Origin of the sequence: Brenneria roseae subsp. roseae, assembly GCF_003115845.1 — a bacterium.
Lineage (GTDB): Bacteria > Pseudomonadota > Gammaproteobacteria > Enterobacterales > Enterobacteriaceae > Brenneria > Brenneria roseae.
In genome coordinates this window covers 86,225-102,892 of the sequence record NZ_KZ819029.1, presented here as the reverse complement: position 1 = coordinate 102,892, position 16,668 = coordinate 86,225, and the positions used below count along the sequence as shown (strand labels likewise).

Here is a 16,668-nt window from a genome sequence, read left to right as displayed (position 1 = left end):
TAAATCCCAAGGCCACTTCGGTGGCCTTTCTTTTTCTGGATCGCGCTGTTCGGCGGGAATTTCATTCGATGACAACAATAAAACGAATGGCAAGAACGAAGGCATTGATTGCCATATCTATTTTCCCCTTTCTTTTGATGGGCTGTTCCCAGAAGATGGAATCGTTGGGAAAAACGGCCAGGCTGGCCTTTCTGGGACAGGATGACATCCATGTTACCGCCAGTCAGGTGCAAAATACCCCTTATGCGTCCGCCTATCTGAAAGTCGGCAAGGCGCCGCAGGCTTTTGTGGTATTGGCGTTTGCTGAGCAGGAACAATTGAAATGGATTGCCGCTGACAAGAATATGGTCGTAACGCAGCATGGTCGGCTGATAAAAACCCAGGGATTTGGTGAAGATATTACGTATGTCAGTAATCTTGGCCAGGACCCACTGGCATTGGGATTACTGAAATCAACCACGCCGATGACGTGGCAAAGCCGCGTTGAGTGGGCGCAAGTGTTCCGGGGTGGCTATGAGATCACGTCGGTATTCCGTTCCCGTGGTAAAGAAACGCTGACTATTCTGGATAAACCTCGTGAACTGGTGCGTTTTGATGAGCAGGTTACCGTGCCGGCGCTGAATGAAAGCTATACCAATAGCTACTGGATTGAGCCGTCGAATGGACAGGTGGTACAGAGCTATCAGTATATGGGGCCTGACATGGCATTGGTAAAATTCACCGTATTAAAACCATACGTACAATAAGGGGCTTAAATGTTGGCACTCACTCGTATGGCTACCTTGTTGCTGCTGGTCTCCGGCGTAGCGACAGCCGCCCAGCTAACCGTCAAAGATCCGCAGCAAACGCTGGCGGTTGTTAAGCTGGAAGAGGGTACGCGTCTTGAAAAATTTTATGAGCAGGTGGCTTTTCCGCCAAATGTAAACTGGCAAGCGGCGTTGATTTCAGATTTCGCCACTACGCAGAAAACGTATGAGCAGGGCGATAAGCTGGGCGAGAAACTGGCGGAGCTGGAAACGCGCTGGCGTAATTCAGGCGATGGCGATCTGGCGATATCGGCGTGGCTGCTGCGTAAAACGTTGGAACCGATCAACGTTGCCGGACGAATTCACACTGAACTTGACCCCGATCGGGTACGGGTTCACCTGAAAAATAATCGCCCGCTGGTGGGAGAATACGCACTGTATGTGCCGCTGTATGCCGACAACTTTTCATTGATTGGTTTGTTGAATACCTCAGCCGATGTTGGCGAATTGGAGACCTCCGGGCGCGTAGCGCTCCGGTCTGGATGGTCAATCGAACGCTATGTCGCGGGTAAACGATTGTTGGCCGGCGCAGATAACAGTTTCGGCTATTTGATTGGCGGTGATGGTACATGGCGTAAGGTGCCGCTGGCGTTGTGGAATCGCCGGCATATTGAGCCTGCCGCAGGAGAAACGCTGTTTATTGGTTTTGATCCGTCAAAGTTGCCGGATGACATGGCCTCGTTAAACGATCAACTTGCTGACTATCTTGCTAACCGGATCCCATTCTAATGACAAAAAACAGGAACTTTAAATTTGGCTGTCTGTCGTTGGCAATTGGCAGCATTTTGAGTGCCCAGGCGATGGCCGCCGAGGCGACAGATGGCAGCGCGACCAACCAGAATACCCGCTTTCAACCTGCCGGTGTCTCGCAGTCCGACTTTGGCGGCACCGGTTTATTACAAATGCCGACGGCGCGTATGGCGGAAACCGGGGAGTTCAGCGTGAACTACCGTGATAACGATGAATATCGTCGTTATTCGGTTTCGCTACAGTTGTTTGACTGGCTGGAAACGACGGTGCGTTATACGGATATTCGCACACGCTCTTATAGTAGTAATGTTGATTTCAGCGGTAATCAAACCTATAAGGACAAAGCCTTCGATCTGAAGGCCAGACTGTGGCAGGAAAGCTACTGGCTACCCGATGTATCAATAGGATTCCGTGATATTGCCGGAACAGGATTATTCGACAGTGAATATCTGGTGGCCAGTAAGCGGCTGGGGCCGTTTGATTTTACCCTTGGCATGGGCTGGGGCAATATGGCCGAAAGCGGTAATATCAAGAATCCCGCCTGCTCTCTGAAAGATAGTTTCTGCCAGCGCAGTGATTCTTATAAAACGGGCGGCGGACAGTTTGAAGTGAAGAACTTTTTCCACGGCCCGGCAGCGTTGTTCGCAGGCATCGAGTATCAAACGCCGTGGGATCCGCTCCGTCTGAAGCTGGAATATGAGGGTAACGACTACAGCAATGAAGCCGCCGATCGTGGCCGCAGTGAGAAAATCAAGCAGGATTCGCCTCTTAACGTCGGTATGGTGTACCGCGTAGGGGATGTGTTGGACACGACGCTCTCCTGGCAGCGCGGTAATACCCTGATGTGGGGTTTTACCCTGAGGACCAATTTTAACAGCCTGAAACCGACGCATCTTGATAATGCTCCACCGGTTTATGCCCCAGTTGATGACGGGAAAGGAACCAACTGGCAGCAGGTGGCAAAAGAGCTGGACGACAAGGCCGGGTATCGCGAAGCTGATATTTATGCCGATCGGCATCAAGTGACGGTGGTGGCTCAGCAGGATAAATATCGCGATAGCGATGAAGCGTCTTTGCGCGCCGCGACGGTGCTGGCAAACCATGTACCCGAAGACGTCAGCGAATATCACATCGTGCAGCGTAGCCAGCGTTTGCCGATAGCCAGTACGCAGGTGGATGCCAGGGCGTTCCATCAGGTACAGCAGGCCGCCACGCCGTTAGGGCAAGCGGAGCCGGAAACGCATCGTGCGGAGCCTGTGGCCGAGGTCCGTGGTCAGCAGGTATTACATACTGAACCGCAGCGTTTCTCTTATTCGCTGGAACCCACATTGACCCAATCGATTGGCGGGCCTGAATCATTCTATATGTATCAGGTCGCTCTGGCCGGCAGTGTTGATTATCGCCTGACGGATCACTGGTCAATCGGCGGATCGGCGTCGCTGAATCTGTTGGATAATTACGATAAGTTCAATTATAAAACCCCGCCGGCGGACGGCGCCGCATTGCCGCGCGTCAGGACCTGGATCCGGGAATATGTCACCTCTTCTGATTTACTGCTGACCAACCTGCAATTAACCCGTATGGATAATCCGGCGCAGGATTGGTACACCCAGGTGTATGGCGGTTATCTGGAAATGATGTATGCCGGCGTCGGTTCCGAAGTCTTGTATCGACCGTTTGGTAAAAGCTGGGCGCTGGGGATGGATGTCAACTACGTGAAACAGCGTGACTGGAACGACGTCATGAAGATGGCCGATTACGACGTGGTGACAGGGCATCTGACCGCCTACTGGGAATTGCCGTTTGTGGAAGGGGCGCTGGCGAAGGTCAGTGTCGGCCGTTATCTGGCAGGGGATAAAGGGGTAACGATTGATCTGTCCCGCCGCTTTGACAGCGGTATCATTGCTGGCGCATTTGCCACTAAAACGGACGTCAGTTCGAGCGAATACGGGGAAGGCAGCTTTACAAAAGGTTTCTATATCTCGATACCGTTTGACCTGCTGTTCACTGAACCAACCGTGAAGCGCGGTGCTGTTGGATGGGTGCCGTTGACGCGTGATGGCGGGCAGATGCTACAGCGTCGTAATCCACTGTATGGTGTGACGAATAAGTAATACGCTGGAGATCTCGGTATCTGGCGTCATGCTAACGGGCTCTTCATTTTCGGTTTGTGTACCGGTGATGAAGAGCTTTTTTTTGCCCGTTTCCCGCCAGATCGAAGGGCGTGGTGCTGCTGGCCAGAAAGTTGAACGGCAAAGTGAGATAGCGCTGAGAGTCTGTCGCGATAAACGATTTAAGGAAGCCGTTTGGGTTGGGACAGGAATGAGTATGTGAATGTAACCAATTGTTTATACCGTTCTCTTCAAGACTATTCTGCATTGTTTGCTGCTGCCTGCCTCTTTATGATTCGCCTGCAACATCGTTCTTATTACACAGAGGTCTGCATGAGTCGTATAGTTAAAATAATCGGAGTGATCACGCTAATTACTGCATTGAGCGGCTGCCTGTTCCCACCTCCCGGTGGCGGTGGTCATGGCGGCGGCGGTCACGGCGGTGGCGGCGGTAGTCATATGGCGCCGCGTTGATTTTCTTCCCAACGCCACCATCCCCCCACGAATATCACGCGTGATTAATTAATCACCGCCGCCGTCACTTCGCGCAGTCGCAGAGTGACGGCGGGAGGCGTTATCGCACGCCGCCAACCACCATCGGCAGCAGATAGTGATTGAGATAATGCCGGGTAATACCACGCTGTTGTAATTGCCAGGTGAGTCTTTCCACATCGTGTATTCGTCTGTCGAGCAGTAACCCCACTACGCTGCCGCTGTGAGCAACGTTCAAACCATGTATCCCGGCGTCTTCAACTACGGCCAGTAACTCGCTGAACGCGGGTTTGGTTAGTATCTGCTGGCTGGCGATTGCGCTCAGCGTGCAGGCTTCTCCGAGCCGGGCATTATCCTGTTTATCCGCCGCCGCGCAAAACAGACGCCAGGCCTTTTCCAGCACATCGGCATTGTCCAGCAACGACGACTGGCGATCGAGGCGATGATAGTTCGCCGTATCCAGCGTGTATGGGCTTTCCAGTAGCAGAATATCCATCGAAGGCTGCCAGTCGCAGGCAATTTGTGTATGAGCCGTTTGATGATCGAACAGCGTCAACTGACGAAACAGCGTGCTGTCGGTGGGTTCCAGTTGAACGCACAGTGTGGCGAGCGTTGCTTCATCCAGCGTTGTGCCGAGATGACGGGCCGTTGCCTGTGCGGTGGCGGCGATATCGGCAGTACTGCTGGCCATGCCTTTAGCGACAGGGATCGTGGAAGTGAATTCAATGCGTAATCCGCGTCCGGTATCCGCAGGCAGGCCAAGATGAGCAATAACGCTATTTAGCATTTGCCGCATGCGCGGACGCTCGGCGCCATCGGGCCGACCGTCCGTGACGGAGACATGACTGAACCAATTCACCGGGCAGGAGATCAGTTTTTCACCGCCGAGAATCCATCCCTGAATCAATTCACCGCAGGACGCGGGGCAACGTGCGTCAGCCATGACCGAACACCTGATGCAGCGCAGCGATCAGCCGCTGATTGTCGGCCGCGCTTTTGATGGCAACCCGATAATGATTGGCCGTCAGACCGGGATAGTTGGCACAGGCGCGGATCAGCAATCGGTGCGCTAACAGCGCCTGCTGAAGCGGAATTTCCGGGCGCAGGCAATGCAGGAAAATATAGTTGGCGGCGGGCTGCCATACTTGCAGTTCGGGCATTGCGCTCAGTTCCCGGTAGAGCCACTGTTGCGCCTCTGCCAGCCAGCGATGGGTCGCGGCGATATAAGGCGCATCGTCCAGCATGGTTTCCCCCGCCAGCGCGGCAAAGGCATTAATGGTCCACGGTTCCCGTGATTGTTTCATGGTCCGGATTGCACGCCGATCGGCGCTGACCAGATAACCCAGCCGCAGACCGGGGATCGCGAAAAATTTGGTCAGGGAGCGCAGGATATACAGCTGGGGAAAGGTCGTTAGCTGGGGGATCAGACCCGGAACATCGGGCAGAAAGTCGATAAACGCTTCATCAACGATCAGCGCGGTATTGCGCTGATGACAGCGTTCGACAATCGCCTGCAACAGCGCGCTATCAGGCATCAGTCCCGTGGGATTATTGGGGGTGGCGATAAACAGGCAGTCATAGCGAGTCTTATCCAGCGCGGCCAGCAGCCGGACATCAGGCTGAAAGCCGTCCTTTGCCGACATGGCATAATCATCAATGGCGCAACCCATGCGCTGTAAGGCCCGGCGATATTCCGCGAACCCTGGCGTCAGCAGCAGCGCCCGACGAGGCTGAAGATACTGGACGACCGCATAGATCAGTTCCGTTGCCCCGTTGCCGGCCATGATGTGCTCAGGTGAACAGCCATGAGCGCGGGCGAGAGCGGCATGAAGATCGCGGTATTCCACGTCAGGATAATGCTCGGCGCGGCCGAGTTGGCTGGCGATCGCCGCTTTCAGCGACGCCGGCATGCCCAATGGATTGATGTTGGCGCTGAAGTCGATAATTTCATCGGCATTCACGCCGATTTTCAGCGCCATCTCCAGCACATTACCGCCATGTTCACTCATGATGTTTTGGTTAGATCCCTGATTGCGATGGGGTCAGCATAACATAAGCGAAGAAATGGCCGTCAATGCCCTGCGTCCACCGGCGTGGCGCTTACCCGGCAAAACTGGATGTTAATGACGCCATATCGATGACAAATCGGTAATGCACGTCACTTTTTAACATTCTCTCGTATGCCGTATTGATATTCTGTATATCGATCATCTCAACGTCACAGCTAATGCCATGTTCGGCGCAGAAATCCAGCATTTCCTGCGTTTCTTCAATGCCGCCAATCAGCGAGCCGGCGATAGTCTTACGCCCCATCACCAGCGGTGCGCTATGCACGGTGGGTTCAATGGGTTCGATCAATCCCACCAGAATCAGCGTGCCGTCACGCTTTAACGTGGTCAGATAAGGATTGAGATCGTGCTGCATCGGTACGGTATCAAGAATAATGTCAAAGTGGCTGGTAACACTGTCCATTTGTGCCGCATTGGTAGAAATGACCACGCGATCGGCTCCCAGACGGCGGGCCTCCTGCTCTTTGCCTGGAGAACGGGTGAAGAGCGTGACATTCGCGCCCAGCGCTTTGGCAAATTTCAGACCCATGTGTCCCAGACCACCTAATCCCACAACGGCGACGCTATCACCAGGGCCGACATTCCAATGTTTTAGCGGAGAATAGGTGGTGATACCGGCGCACAGCAGCGGCGCGGCGGATTTCATGTCCAATGCTTCCGGCATATTCAGCACAAATTTGTCGGAGACGACGATGCGTTCAGAGTAACCGCCGAAGGTTGGCAGACTATCGTGGCGATCGAAACTGCCGTAGGTAAGCGTAGGCCCCTCTTCGCAGTATTGCTCCAGCCCTTCATCGCAGGCATCGCACTGTTGACAGGAGTCCACCATACAACCTACGCCGACCCAGTCGCCTGCTTTGAAGCGATCAACCGCTTTACCAACGCTGACGACTTTCCCGACGATTTCGTGTCCCGGCACAATCGGATACCGGCTGTTTTTCCACTCGTTACGAGCCATATGAATGTCTGAATGACAGACGCCGCAGTAGACGATATCAATAACCACATCGTTTTCTCGCGGGTCCCGGCGGACAAACTGATGTGGAACCAATGGGCTGGTTGAGTCCAGTGCAGCAAAGCCACGTACATTTTGCATTGCGATTTTCCTCTTCAATTTATGCATGACATCAAAAGATCAATACCAGAATTCAGTATGATTCAGATTAGCAACTCTGCTTTAACGATTTATGGCCAACTTTTGGGCCGATTTGTCGTGATGGTGGCGCACAGGCTGTTATCATCAGTATCAGGGCGTATCTGATAAATCTGTAAATAGAGAGATAAAACATGTAAGAAATTAATCAATATATACCCTGAATAATTCGGGTTGCAGGAAAACCAACGCGAAGTATGACGGGGATATTGTTGTCAGGTTAGAAGCGGGCATGGAAAAAGAATGTCCGGTTCTGCATGTTGTCATGATGCATGACAACTGGGAAGGGGGTGTGAATCCCCCGCAGCCCCCGCTGCTGTGATGCCGACGACTCCGTAAAAACCCACTGATCGCTGTGATTGGGAAGGGACGGGGAAGAATGACGCTAAGCCAGAAGACCGACCTGACGATGACAGATTCAACTCCTTCGGTGGGAAGCGGGTGATCGTCCGGTGCGTACAGCGGCAACGCCGCTTTTGCGAACACTGTGACATAACCTTTCCCGGCCGATGATGTCGGGATTTTTTATGCCGGGTGCAAAAGAACAACCTAAGAACGCGTCAGTAAGTCAGAGACGAAATAAAACCGCATTTGTTATCGCGGGTACCGGCAGCGGCAGCGGCAAAACGACCGTCACGCTCGGGATCCTGCGGGCGTTGATGCGACGCGGGTTGACGGTGCAACCCTTCAAGGTCGGGCCTGACTACCTGGACAGCGGTTGGCATAGCGCCGTATGCGGCGTTACATCACGCAATCTGGATGCGTTTATGCTTCCTGCGGCGACGCTCAACGGCCTGTATAACCAGCGTATGCGTCATGTCGATGTCGCCGTGATCGAAGGTGTGATGGGGCTGTTTGATGGCTATGGCACGGATCCGAACTATTGCAGTACGGCGGCCATGGCTAAACAGCTTGGCTGTCCGGTAGTTTTGCTGGTGGATGGTAAGGCGGTATCCACGTCAGTGGCGGCGACGGTGATGGGATTTCGTCAGTTTGACCCTGATTTGACCATTGCCGGTGTGATTGTGAATCGGGTGAATTCAGCGGAACACTATGAACTGCTGCGTCATGCCATTGAGCACTATTGTGGTATTCCGGTTCTGGGGCGTTTACCCGTTATGGCAGATATCGAGCTGCCTTCCCGTCATCTTGGTTTGATCCCCGCTCAGGAACAATCTTATCAAAAACAATCTTATCAAAAGCAACCGGCGGGTGACGATCGCCGCTGGCGGAAACTGGCGCAGCAAATTGAGGAAACCATCGATCTGGATCGCCTGCTGACCCTGTGCCGCGAGGTTCGGTTACCCGATGGCGAATTACCCGTCTTGTCCGCCCCTGAACTGGCTGAAGGGCTGACGCTGGCGCTGGCGGATGATGAAGCCTTCAATTTCTACTATCAGGATAATCTCGACCTGCTGGAGCAGGCCGGCGTGCGTATCCGGCGCTTTAGTCCGATCCACGATCGTCAGCTTCCCCACTGTCAGATGGTTTATATCGGCGGCGGTTATCCTGAGATTTATGCCGCCCGACTCGCGGCCAATACCGCGATGCGCGATACCTTACAGGATACGCATCGGCGTAATATTCCGATCTATGCCGAATGTGGCGGGTTGATGTATCTGGGGGACGGGTTGACGGATGCGGACGGCCAACGTCATCGCATGAGCGGTATTTTGCCTGGTGAAAGCCGGATGGGAAAACGGCTGACCCGCTTTGGCTACTGTCAGGCTCAGGCCATGACGGATACGTTGTTGGCGGCGCGCGGCGATATACTGCGCGGCCATGAATTTCATTATTCCGATTTTTCTACCTCGCTCTCTCCCCGTTTTAACTGCGCAAAATTGCGTGATGGCGCGGTAATCAAACGATGGCAGGGGGGATATCAGCTTCAACAGACCTGTGCCAGCTATCTTCATCTTCATTTTGCTCAGCGTCCGGGCCTGCTTGACCGCTGGTTCGTCAGTGCCAGGCGTTCTTGTGTAAAGGAGACGCGATGATGCTGAGCGCCTGGTTTGCCGCCTTCCTGCTTGACTACTGGCTGGGCGATCCGCCGCATTGGCCGCATCCGGTGCGTTGGATTGGCAATCTGATTTCATGGCTGCAAATCCGCATCCGCGCCTGTTGTCACAGTGAGCGTTCGCTCCGACTGGGCGGGGCGGTGCTGTGGCTGATCGTGGTCGGACTGACCTGGTTGTTGAGCTGGGGATGGCTGGTCCTGATGAACATCATCCATCCGTGGCTGGGCTGGCTGGCGGAAGTCTGGATGATTTACACCCTGCTGGCGGGGCGTAGCCTGAGCGATGCCGCGATGGCGGTACATCAGGCATTACAACACGGTTCGCTGGAAGACAGTCGCCGCCAGCTATCGTGGATTGTCGGACGCGACACCTCACAGCTGGAAAGACCGCAGATAACCCGCGCCGTGGTGGAAACCGTGGCGGAAAACAGCGTGGATGGCGTGATTGCCCCCCTGTTTTTCCTGCTGCTCGGCGGTGCGCCGCTGGCGATGGCTTACAAGGCTGTTAATACGCTGGATTCGATGGTGGGCTACAAGAATCCGAAATATCGGGCGATTGGCTGTGTTTCTGCCCGGATGGACGATGTGGCGAACCTCATTCCCGCCCGGCTGAGCTGGCTGTTGCTGAGTGCCGCCGCCTGGCTGCTGAAAGCCGACTATCGGCAGGCGCTGCGCATTGGCTGGCGCGATCGTTATCAGCATTCCAGCCCCAACTGCGCCTGGTCGGAAGCCACGGTAGCCGGGGCGCTCGGCGTGCGGCTCGGTGGCCCGAATAATTATTTTGGTGAGCGGGTAGAGAAACCGTGGATCGGTGATGAAAGCCGGGAAATCGCACTGAGCGATATTCCCCGCAGCATCAATCTGATGAGAGTGGCTTCGCTTCTGGCGCTGCTGTTGTTCGCTCTGGCGTATCTGCTGCTGTCAGCCGCTCTCGTCATATAGAACGTTTAGTCGCCTTATAACATAGGGAAATTCGATGAATTATCTCCAGCAACCCCGGCAAATTGAGCAGCAAAGTTTTGAGATTATCGGCGATATCATCGCCCGTGAGTATCCCGGCTATCGCTTTGTCGATCGGATGCAGGAGGCGATCGTCAAGCGGGTGATCCACACCACGGCGGATTTTGACTGGCTGGACGTGTTGTGGTTTTCGCCGACGGTGCTGGAACGGATTACGGCGGGGCTGCGCGCCGGTTGTCTCCTCTATACCGATACCACTATGGCGCTGTCGGGAATAAATAAAACGCTGCTGGCGCAACTGGGATGCGAATGCCGCTGTTTTATCAGCGATCCGCGCGTGGTGGCGCGGGCAAACGCCGAAAACATAACGCGTTCCATGGCCGCGGTGGATATCGCGCTGGAAGAGGCCGGAGATAAGCTGTTTGTGTTCGGTAATGCCCCCACGGCGCTATTCAGGCTATTGGAGCGTTCAGCGGAAAAACGGGCGACGCCGCTGGCGGTGATTGGCGTTCCGGTCGGGTTTGTCGGCGCGGCGGAATCAAAGGATGCGCTGATTCACAGCGATATTCCCTGTATTGCGGCGGCGGGCCGCAAAGGCGGCAGTAATGTCGCCGCCGCCATTGTGAACGCCATTCTGTATCGGATACGGGAGGAACGGTGAGCTTCGATACGCAGATGGATACCGTCTGGCATAACGGCAAGCAATACCGGACGGGCTATACCACCGGCTCGTGCGCGACCGCGGCGGCTAAAGTGGCGGCGCTGATGATACTGCGTCAGCAGGTCATCGATCAGGTTTCGATTGTCACCCCGTCAGGCGTCACGCTGTATCTCAACGTGGAGCAGCCGCTGATTGAAGGACAGCAGGCGACGGCGGCCATTCGTAAGGACGGCGGAGACGATGTCGATGCGACGCACGGCATGCTGATTTTTGCCCGCGTCATCTTGTGCGATCGTGGCGACATCCATATTACCGGTGGTGAAGGCGTCGGTACGGTCACGCGTAAAGGCATCGGGTTGCCTGTCGGCAGTCCGGCGATTAACCGCACGCCGTTGCAAACCATTGAAGCGGCGGTACGTGATGTGATTGGTCCATCGCGCGGGGCGGAAATCACGATTTTTGCCCCGGAGGGCGAGGCGCGGGCCCAAAAAACCTACAACGGACGATTGGGTATCCTCGGTGGGATTTCCATCATTGGCACCACCGGTATTGTGACCCCGATGTCGGAAGAGAGCTGGAAACGCTCGCTGGCGCTGGAGCTGGAAATGAAGCGCGCCGCAGGGCTGGACAAGGTGATTCTGGTGCCCGGCAACCACGGCGAGCGCTTTGTCCGCGAACAGCTCGGGCTGGATAGTCAACGGGTAGTCACCATGAGCAACTTTGTGGGCTACATGTTGCAGGAGACGGTACGGCTAAAATTTCGCCATGTGGTGCTGATTGGCCACCCCGGCAAGCTGGTCAAGGTCGCCGCCGGGATCTTTCATACCCACAGCCATATTGCTGATGGCCGTATGGAAACCCTGATTGCCCATCTGGCCTTGCTCGGCGCCCCGCATGATTTACTGCTGGCGGTCAATCAGTGCGATACCACGGAAGCCGCGATGGAACTGATTGCGGAGCATGGTTTCCAGTCGGTGTATGAACGTATTGCGCGGCGTATTTGTGAGCGGATAAACGACATGCTGCGCTTCTCCGTCGAGCCGCCGGCTATCGATGCCATTTTGTTTTCGTTTGACAATCAGGTGCTGGGAAGCAGCCGGGCGCTTAGGGATATTGTGGAGGCGCTACGATGATTACCGTGGTAGGTATTGGACCCGGATCGCTTGCGCACCTGACGCCGGAAGCGCGGCTTGCGATTGCCGCTGCCGACGTTCTGGTCGGCGGCGTGCGGCATCTGGCGATATTTCCCGATTTCCGCGGACAAACCCGGCGGCTGGATGCCGATCTCCCCGCGCTGGTGGCGTGGCTCGCCGGGCAGCGGCAGCGGGATATCGTGGTGCTGGCTTCGGGCGATCCGCTGCTATATGGCATCGGCAAGCGGCTTTCATCCCATTTCGGCGCGCAGTCGCTGCGAATTATTCCCGGCATCAGCGCCATACAGTATTTGTGCGCCCGCATCGCGCTGGATATGAACGATATCTATCTCACCAGCAGCCATGGGCGGGAGCCGGATTTCGACTGGATCCTGCAACATGACAAAGTGGCGATGGTGACGGACGAGAGAATCGGTCCCCGGGTGATTGCGAATGCCATTCTGCAACGCCGGCTCAGCCGCACGCTGATTATTGGTGAAAACCTTTCCCTGCCGGATGAGCGTATTCATCGCCTGCAACCGGATAACGTGGCGCAACACTATGACATGAATGTGGTGGTGATCCTCAATGAGAGATGACGAGTTTTTACGTGGTCAACGGGTACCGATGACCAAAGAGCCGGTTCGCCTGCTGGTGTTGGAACGGCTGGAACTGACCGGCGCGCGGCGCCTGATTGATGTCGGCGCGGGGACGGGAAGCGTCGCGCTGGAAGCCGCGTTGCGGTTTTCGCAACTACAGGTGACGGCCATTGAGCGCAATCCGGCCGCGCTGGCGCTGATTGCGGAAAATTGTCGGCGTTTGGGGTGCCGGAATGTGGACATTATCGCAGGGGAAGCGCCATTTCCGCTGACGGAGATCGCAGATGCCGTCTTTATCGGCGGGAGCGGCGGGCAACTGGCGGCGCTGATCGACTGGGCGCTGGACCATCTGTCTCCCGGTGGCCGCCTGGTACTGACGTTTATTTTGCTGGATAACCTGCATACGGCGCTGGCGCATTTGCAGTCGCTGAACGTGACCTCACTGGAATGTACGCAATTACAGGTTGCCACGCTGACGCCGCTTGGTCGCGGTCATTATTTTAAACCCGGCAATCCCACCTATCTTATTTCCTGCTGCAAGGAGCAAAACCATGTCTGAACCGGAAGAGACACGACATAAGAGTACGACCCGGAAAGCGTTTGATACGCAAAAAGTCTGGTTTGTCGGGGCCGGGCCGGGAGACCGCGAGCTGATTACGCTGAAAGGCTACCGCCTGCTGCAACAGGCTGATGTGGTGATTTACGCCGGCTCGCTGATCAATACCGAATTGCTCGACGATTGCCGGCCGGGCGCGGCCTGCCATGACAGTGCCGGTATGACGCTGGAGCAAATCATTGCGCTGATGGTAACCGGCGTCCGGGACGGCAAACTGGTGGTCCGATTACAAACCGGCGATCTCTCGCTATATGGCTCCATCCGGGAGCAGGGCGAGGCGTTGACGGAACACGGGATCGGTTTTGTGTCCGTGCCGGGCGTCAGTGCGTTTTTGGGGGCGGCGGCCCAGCTTGGGGTGGAATATACCGTCCCGGAAGTGGCGCAGAGTCTGATTATTACCCGCATTGAAGGCCGCACGCCGATGCCGCCGCTGGAGCGGCTGGAAGCCTTGGCCGCCCATCAGACTTCCATGGCGATCTTCCTGTCGGTACAGGACATTCACGGCGTGGTCGCGCGGCTGGTCGCGGGGGGCTATCCGCTAACGACACCTGTTGCGGTGGTATACAAGGCGACCTGGCCGGAAACCCGAACGGTACGCGGCACGCTGGCCGATATTGCCGAACAGGTAAAGGCGGCGGCCATTCGCAAGACCGCGCTGATTCTGGTCGGCGCTTTTCTGGGAGAGGAATACCACTATTCCCGACTTTATGATGCAGGGTTTAGTCATGAATATCGTCAAGCCTGAATCGATAGCGGTGTTTTGTCTGACGCCCGGCGGCGTTCGTCTGGCCCAACGTTTACGGGCGCATTTATCGCCGCTGACCTGCTTTACCAGTGAAAAACTGCGGGAGCCGGGATTTATTGCGTTCAATGACAGTTTCGGCGATACCCTGCGCGACGCGTTTAAACATTACGCCGCGCTGGTGGTGATCGGGGCGGCAGGCATCGCGGTACGGACGATCGCGCCGTTATTGAATGACAAACTGACCGATCCGGCCGTGGTGGTGATTGATGAACGGGGGCAACACGTTATCAGCCTGCTGTCCGGGCACGTTGGCGGAGCCAATGCATTGACATGTCATCTGGCGGGGCTGCTGGGCGCCGATCCGGTGATTACCACCGCCACGGATGTTAACCAGATGACGGCGCTGGATAGGCTGGCGACACAGCTGGATGCCGGGATGCGGGATTTTCGTCATGCGGTAAAAATCGTTAATCAGATGCTGGTCAGTGAGCAGAAAGTCGGTCTGTGGTGGGATGCGCCGCTACATGACGAACGCGATCGTTGCGATGTGCGTGGCTTCATTCCAGTGGCGAATCTGGCGGCCCTGCCGGAGTTGGATGCACTGGTTTGTGTCAGCCTGCGCGATAGCCTGCCTGAATTGCCGCTGCCGGTGTACCAACTGGTGCCGCGGCGAGTGGTGGCCGGGATTGGCTGTCGGCGGGCCACGTCGCTGCCAACGTTGGCTGCGCTCTTGTCGCAGCAACTGGCTGAAAACCATTTCGATCCGCTGTCGCTGCGGGCGATTGGCAGCGTCACGATCAAGAAAGACGAACCCGCGCTGCATCAACTGGCGCAACGCTGGCAGGTCCCCGTTGAATGGTTCAGCGTTGAGGCGCTTCGGCGCCATGAAGCGCGTTTTCCCTCTTCTGAGTTTGTCCGTCAAACCATTGGCGTTGGCAGCGTATCGCAACCCGTCGCCTGGCTGATGAGTGCAGGCCAACTGGTTGGCAATACCCTGCGTCAGCAGGGGGTCACTATTACCCTGGGAGTATCGCATTAATGTTAACCGTGATCGGCATTGGGCCGGGAAGTGAAGCCATGATGACGCAGGAGGCGATCTCCGCCATTCGTGAAGCGGAAATCGTGGTGGGCTACAAAACGTATACCCATCTGGTGAAGTCGTTGACCGGAGACAAACAGGTCATCAAAACCGGGATGTGCAAAGAGATCGAACGCTGTCAGACAGCCATTGATCTGGCGATGGCAGGCCGCAATGTGGCGCTGATCAGCAGCGGGGACGCTGGAATTTATGGTATGGCCGGGCTGGTGCTGGAACTGGTCAGTCAGCAGCAGTTGGAGCTGGAGGTCCGTCTGGTGGCGGGGATTACGGCCAGTATTGCCGCCGCATCGCTGCTGGGCGCGCCGCTGATGCATGATTTTTGCCATATCAGTCTGAGTGATTTACTGACGCCGTGGCCGGCGATCGAAAAACGCATTATTGCCGCTGCCCAGGCTGATTTCGTGGTGTGCTTTTATAATCCGCGCAGTCGGGGCCGGGAAGGCCATTTGGCCCGCGCGTTTGAACTGATGACACCGTGGACGTCACCCGATACCCCGGTGGGGGTGGTAAAAGCGGCGGGACGCAAGAAAGAGGAGAAGTGGATCACCACTTTTGGCGCCATGGATTTCTCCCCGGTAGATATGACCAGTCTGGTGATTGTGGGGAACAAAACCACCTATTGCCGGGAGGGTTTGATGATCACGCCGCGGGGTTATGAACTTTGAACCGTCCGGTCATTCATGTCTTTGGCGGCACCAGCGACGCCCGGCAGATTTGTCAGGTGCTGGACGCATCGGGAGAGCGCTATCGGCTGTCGGTGGCGACGGAAACGGGCCGGCAGCTGGCGGGAAATATTGCCGGTGAGGTGGTGGTGGGCCGCATGAATGCGCAGGAAATGACGGATTACCTGTCGGTCCGGCAAGTGCGTTGGGTGATTGATGCCTCCCATCCGTATGCCGAGGCGCTGCACCGTAATGTGGCTACCGCCTGCCATCGTTTGCATTTACCGCTCACCCGCTATCAGCGACCGAGTGACATTGAGGCTATCGAACATCCGTTGCTGCACAAGGTATCGAATCTGGATGCGGCATGTGCGGTGGCCGGGACGCTTGGCCCCCGGGTATTGCTGACCACGGGCAGTAAAGATCTGGCGGAATACCGGCAAAAACTGCCGGGTAAGCATTTGCTGGTGCGCGTATTGCCAACGGCTGCGGTGCTGGCGCAGTGCGAAGCGCTGGGACTGGGGGTTGAACAGATCATTGCCCAGTGCGGGCCGTACAGCGCCGGATTTAATCGTGCGCTGTACGAACTCTGCCAGCCCGATGTGGTGATAACCAAAGAGTCGGGCGCCGAGGGCGGCTATCTGCAAAAGGTTGCCCCCTGTCTGGCGCTGAGTATCCCCTGCATTGTGGTTCGCCGCCCTGCGGTGTTGGATGAGAACGACGGACGGGATAGGGTCGTTTCCGCGGCGGAGTTTGCTCACCGTCTGTCCCGCTGGCGGGCGCAACAAGGATAAA

17 protein-coding genes and 1 riboswitch are annotated in these 16,668 nt (G+C 56.1%); of the genes, 14 read left to right on the top strand and 3 right to left on the bottom strand.

Translation table 11 applies throughout. The features are described 5' to 3' along the window. Positions 1-68: 68 nt before the first annotated feature. The 4 genes from DDT52_RS12370 to DDT52_RS20950 all read left to right on the top strand — a co-directional run bounded on the left by DDT52_RS12370 (position 69) and on the right by DDT52_RS20950 (position 4,141). Positions 69-746 carry a YjbF family lipoprotein gene (locus DDT52_RS12370; protein ID WP_168709773.1) on the top strand — a complete coding sequence of 226 codons (678 nt, stop codon included), beginning with the start codon at positions 69-71 and terminating at the stop codon, positions 744-746. A gap of 9 nt (positions 747-755) precedes the next feature. Then, positions 756-1,535, top strand: a complete 780-nt coding sequence (locus tag DDT52_RS12365; RefSeq protein WP_136156633.1) for a capsule biosynthesis GfcC family protein — start codon at positions 756-758, stop codon at positions 1,533-1,535. Next, positions 1,535-3,670 (top strand): YjbH domain-containing protein, encoded by a 2,136-nt coding sequence (locus DDT52_RS12360; RefSeq protein ID WP_136156632.1) that lies wholly within the window; start codon positions 1,535-1,537, stop codon positions 3,668-3,670. The genes DDT52_RS12365 and DDT52_RS12360 overlap by 1 nt, the downstream gene beginning before the upstream one ends. A 330-nt stretch (positions 3,671-4,000) precedes the next feature. Further along, positions 4,001-4,141, top strand: coding sequence for a hypothetical protein (locus tag DDT52_RS20950; protein WP_168709772.1), 141 nt, complete (start codon positions 4,001-4,003; stop codon positions 4,139-4,141). A gap of 100 nt (positions 4,142-4,241) precedes the next feature. On the opposite strand, the gene DDT52_RS12355 is transcribed toward DDT52_RS20950, so the two are convergent. The 3 genes from DDT52_RS12355 to DDT52_RS12345 all read right to left on the bottom strand — a co-directional run bounded on the left by DDT52_RS12355 (position 4,242) and on the right by DDT52_RS12345 (position 7,324). Beyond that, on the bottom strand, positions 4,242-5,102 hold the full coding sequence (locus DDT52_RS12355; protein WP_136156631.1) for a GHMP family kinase ATP-binding protein: 861 nt from the start codon (positions 5,100-5,102) through the stop codon (positions 4,242-4,244). Beyond that, a complete protein-coding gene (gene cobD / locus DDT52_RS12350; protein WP_136156630.1) occupies positions 5,095-6,168 on the bottom strand; it encodes a threonine-phosphate decarboxylase CobD in 1,074 nt (357 codons plus the stop codon). The genes DDT52_RS12355 and cobD overlap by 8 nt, the downstream gene beginning before the upstream one ends. A 91-nt stretch (positions 6,169-6,259) precedes the next feature. After that, positions 6,260-7,324, bottom strand: coding sequence for an NAD(P)-dependent alcohol dehydrogenase (locus DDT52_RS12345; protein WP_136156629.1), 1,065 nt, complete (start codon positions 7,322-7,324; stop codon positions 6,260-6,262). A 288-nt stretch (positions 7,325-7,612) separates the two neighbouring features. Continuing rightward, a riboswitch (cobalamin riboswitch) is annotated at positions 7,613-7,802 on the top strand. 106 nt (positions 7,803-7,908) lie between these two features. On the opposite strand from DDT52_RS12345, the gene DDT52_RS12340 reads away from it, so the two are divergent. The 10 genes from DDT52_RS12340 to DDT52_RS12295 are packed head-to-tail and all read left to right on the top strand — an operon-like array spanning position 7,909 to position 16,667. Next, a complete protein-coding gene (locus DDT52_RS12340) occupies positions 7,909-9,378 on the top strand; it encodes a cobyrinic acid a,c-diamide synthase CobB (RefSeq protein ID WP_136156628.1) in 1,470 nt (489 codons plus the stop codon). Then, positions 9,375-10,340, top strand: coding sequence for an adenosylcobinamide-phosphate synthase CbiB (gene cbiB / locus DDT52_RS12335; RefSeq protein WP_136156627.1), 966 nt, complete (start codon positions 9,375-9,377; stop codon positions 10,338-10,340). Before DDT52_RS12340 ends, cbiB begins: the two co-directional genes overlap by 4 nt. Before the next feature lie 34 nt (positions 10,341-10,374). Then, complete coding sequence (locus DDT52_RS12330; protein ID WP_136156626.1) at positions 10,375-11,019, top strand: cobalt-precorrin-8 methylmutase; 645 nt, start codon at positions 10,375-10,377, stop codon at positions 11,017-11,019. A gap of 14 nt (positions 11,020-11,033) precedes the next feature. Then, positions 11,034-12,152, top strand: coding sequence for a cobalt-precorrin-5B (C(1))-methyltransferase CbiD (gene cbiD / locus DDT52_RS12325; protein ID WP_136156736.1), 1,119 nt, complete (start codon positions 11,034-11,036; stop codon positions 12,150-12,152). Continuing rightward, positions 12,149-12,751, top strand: coding sequence for a cobalt-precorrin-7 (C(5))-methyltransferase (locus DDT52_RS12320; protein ID WP_136156625.1), 603 nt, complete (start codon positions 12,149-12,151; stop codon positions 12,749-12,751). Before cbiD ends, DDT52_RS12320 begins: the two co-directional genes overlap by 4 nt. Continuing rightward, positions 12,741-13,310 carry a decarboxylating cobalt-precorrin-6B (C(15))-methyltransferase gene (locus DDT52_RS12315; protein WP_136156624.1) on the top strand — a complete coding sequence of 190 codons (570 nt, stop codon included), beginning with the start codon at positions 12,741-12,743 and terminating at the stop codon, positions 13,308-13,310. The genes DDT52_RS12320 and DDT52_RS12315 overlap by 11 nt, the downstream gene beginning before the upstream one ends. Beyond that, positions 13,303-14,112, top strand: coding sequence for a cobalt-precorrin-4 methyltransferase (locus DDT52_RS12310; protein ID WP_136156623.1), 810 nt, complete (start codon positions 13,303-13,305; stop codon positions 14,110-14,112). The genes DDT52_RS12315 and DDT52_RS12310 overlap by 8 nt, the downstream gene beginning before the upstream one ends. Then, on the top strand, positions 14,093-15,151 hold the full coding sequence (gene cbiG, locus DDT52_RS12305) for a cobalt-precorrin 5A hydrolase (RefSeq protein ID WP_136156622.1): 1,059 nt from the start codon (positions 14,093-14,095) through the stop codon (positions 15,149-15,151). Before DDT52_RS12310 ends, cbiG begins: the two co-directional genes overlap by 20 nt. Then, positions 15,151-15,876, top strand: a complete 726-nt coding sequence (locus DDT52_RS12300) for a precorrin-3B C(17)-methyltransferase (RefSeq protein WP_136156621.1) — start codon at positions 15,151-15,153, stop codon at positions 15,874-15,876. The genes cbiG and DDT52_RS12300 overlap by 1 nt, the downstream gene beginning before the upstream one ends. Next, a complete protein-coding gene (locus DDT52_RS12295) occupies positions 15,873-16,667 on the top strand; it encodes a cobalt-precorrin-6A reductase (protein WP_136156620.1) in 795 nt (264 codons plus the stop codon). Before DDT52_RS12300 ends, DDT52_RS12295 begins: the two co-directional genes overlap by 4 nt. Position 16,668: the final 1 nt, after the last annotated feature.

Excerpts from the sequence above, each read along its gene's own strand:
- DDT52_RS12360 (WP_136156632.1), top strand. The coding sequence starts at position 1,535 with ATGACAAAAAACAGGAACTTTAAATTTGGCTGTCTGTCGTTGGCAATT.
- cbiD (WP_136156736.1), top strand. The coding sequence starts at position 11,034 with ATGGATACCGTCTGGCATAACGGCAAGCAATACCGGACGGGCTATACC.
- DDT52_RS12320 (WP_136156625.1), top strand. The coding sequence starts at position 12,149 with ATGATTACCGTGGTAGGTATTGGACCCGGATCGCTTGCGCACCTGACG.
- DDT52_RS12315 (WP_136156624.1), top strand. The coding sequence starts at position 12,741 with ATGAGAGATGACGAGTTTTTACGTGGTCAACGGGTACCGATGACCAAA.
- DDT52_RS12340 (WP_136156628.1), top strand. The coding sequence starts at position 7,909 with ATGCCGGGTGCAAAAGAACAACCTAAGAACGCGTCAGTAAGTCAGAGA.
- DDT52_RS12370 (WP_168709773.1), top strand. The coding sequence starts at position 69 with ATGACAACAATAAAACGAATGGCAAGAACGAAGGCATTGATTGCCATA.
- DDT52_RS12355 (WP_136156631.1), bottom strand. The coding sequence starts at position 5,102 with ATGGCTGACGCACGTTGCCCCGCGTCCTGCGGTGAATTGATTCAGGGA.
- DDT52_RS20950 (WP_168709772.1), top strand. The coding sequence starts at position 4,001 with ATGAGTCGTATAGTTAAAATAATCGGAGTGATCACGCTAATTACTGCA.
- cbiG (WP_136156622.1), top strand. The coding sequence starts at position 14,093 with ATGAATATCGTCAAGCCTGAATCGATAGCGGTGTTTTGTCTGACGCCC.
- DDT52_RS12310 (WP_136156623.1), top strand. The coding sequence starts at position 13,303 with ATGTCTGAACCGGAAGAGACACGACATAAGAGTACGACCCGGAAAGCG.
- DDT52_RS12330 (WP_136156626.1), top strand. The coding sequence starts at position 10,375 with ATGAATTATCTCCAGCAACCCCGGCAAATTGAGCAGCAAAGTTTTGAG.
- cobD (WP_136156630.1), bottom strand. The coding sequence starts at position 6,168 with ATGAGTGAACATGGCGGTAATGTGCTGGAGATGGCGCTGAAAATCGGC.
- DDT52_RS12300 (WP_136156621.1), top strand. The coding sequence starts at position 15,151 with ATGTTAACCGTGATCGGCATTGGGCCGGGAAGTGAAGCCATGATGACG.
- DDT52_RS12345 (WP_136156629.1), bottom strand. The coding sequence starts at position 7,324 with ATGCAAAATGTACGTGGCTTTGCTGCACTGGACTCAACCAGCCCATTG.
- cbiB (WP_136156627.1), top strand. The coding sequence starts at position 9,375 with ATGATGCTGAGCGCCTGGTTTGCCGCCTTCCTGCTTGACTACTGGCTG.
- DDT52_RS12365 (WP_136156633.1), top strand. The coding sequence starts at position 756 with ATGTTGGCACTCACTCGTATGGCTACCTTGTTGCTGCTGGTCTCCGGC.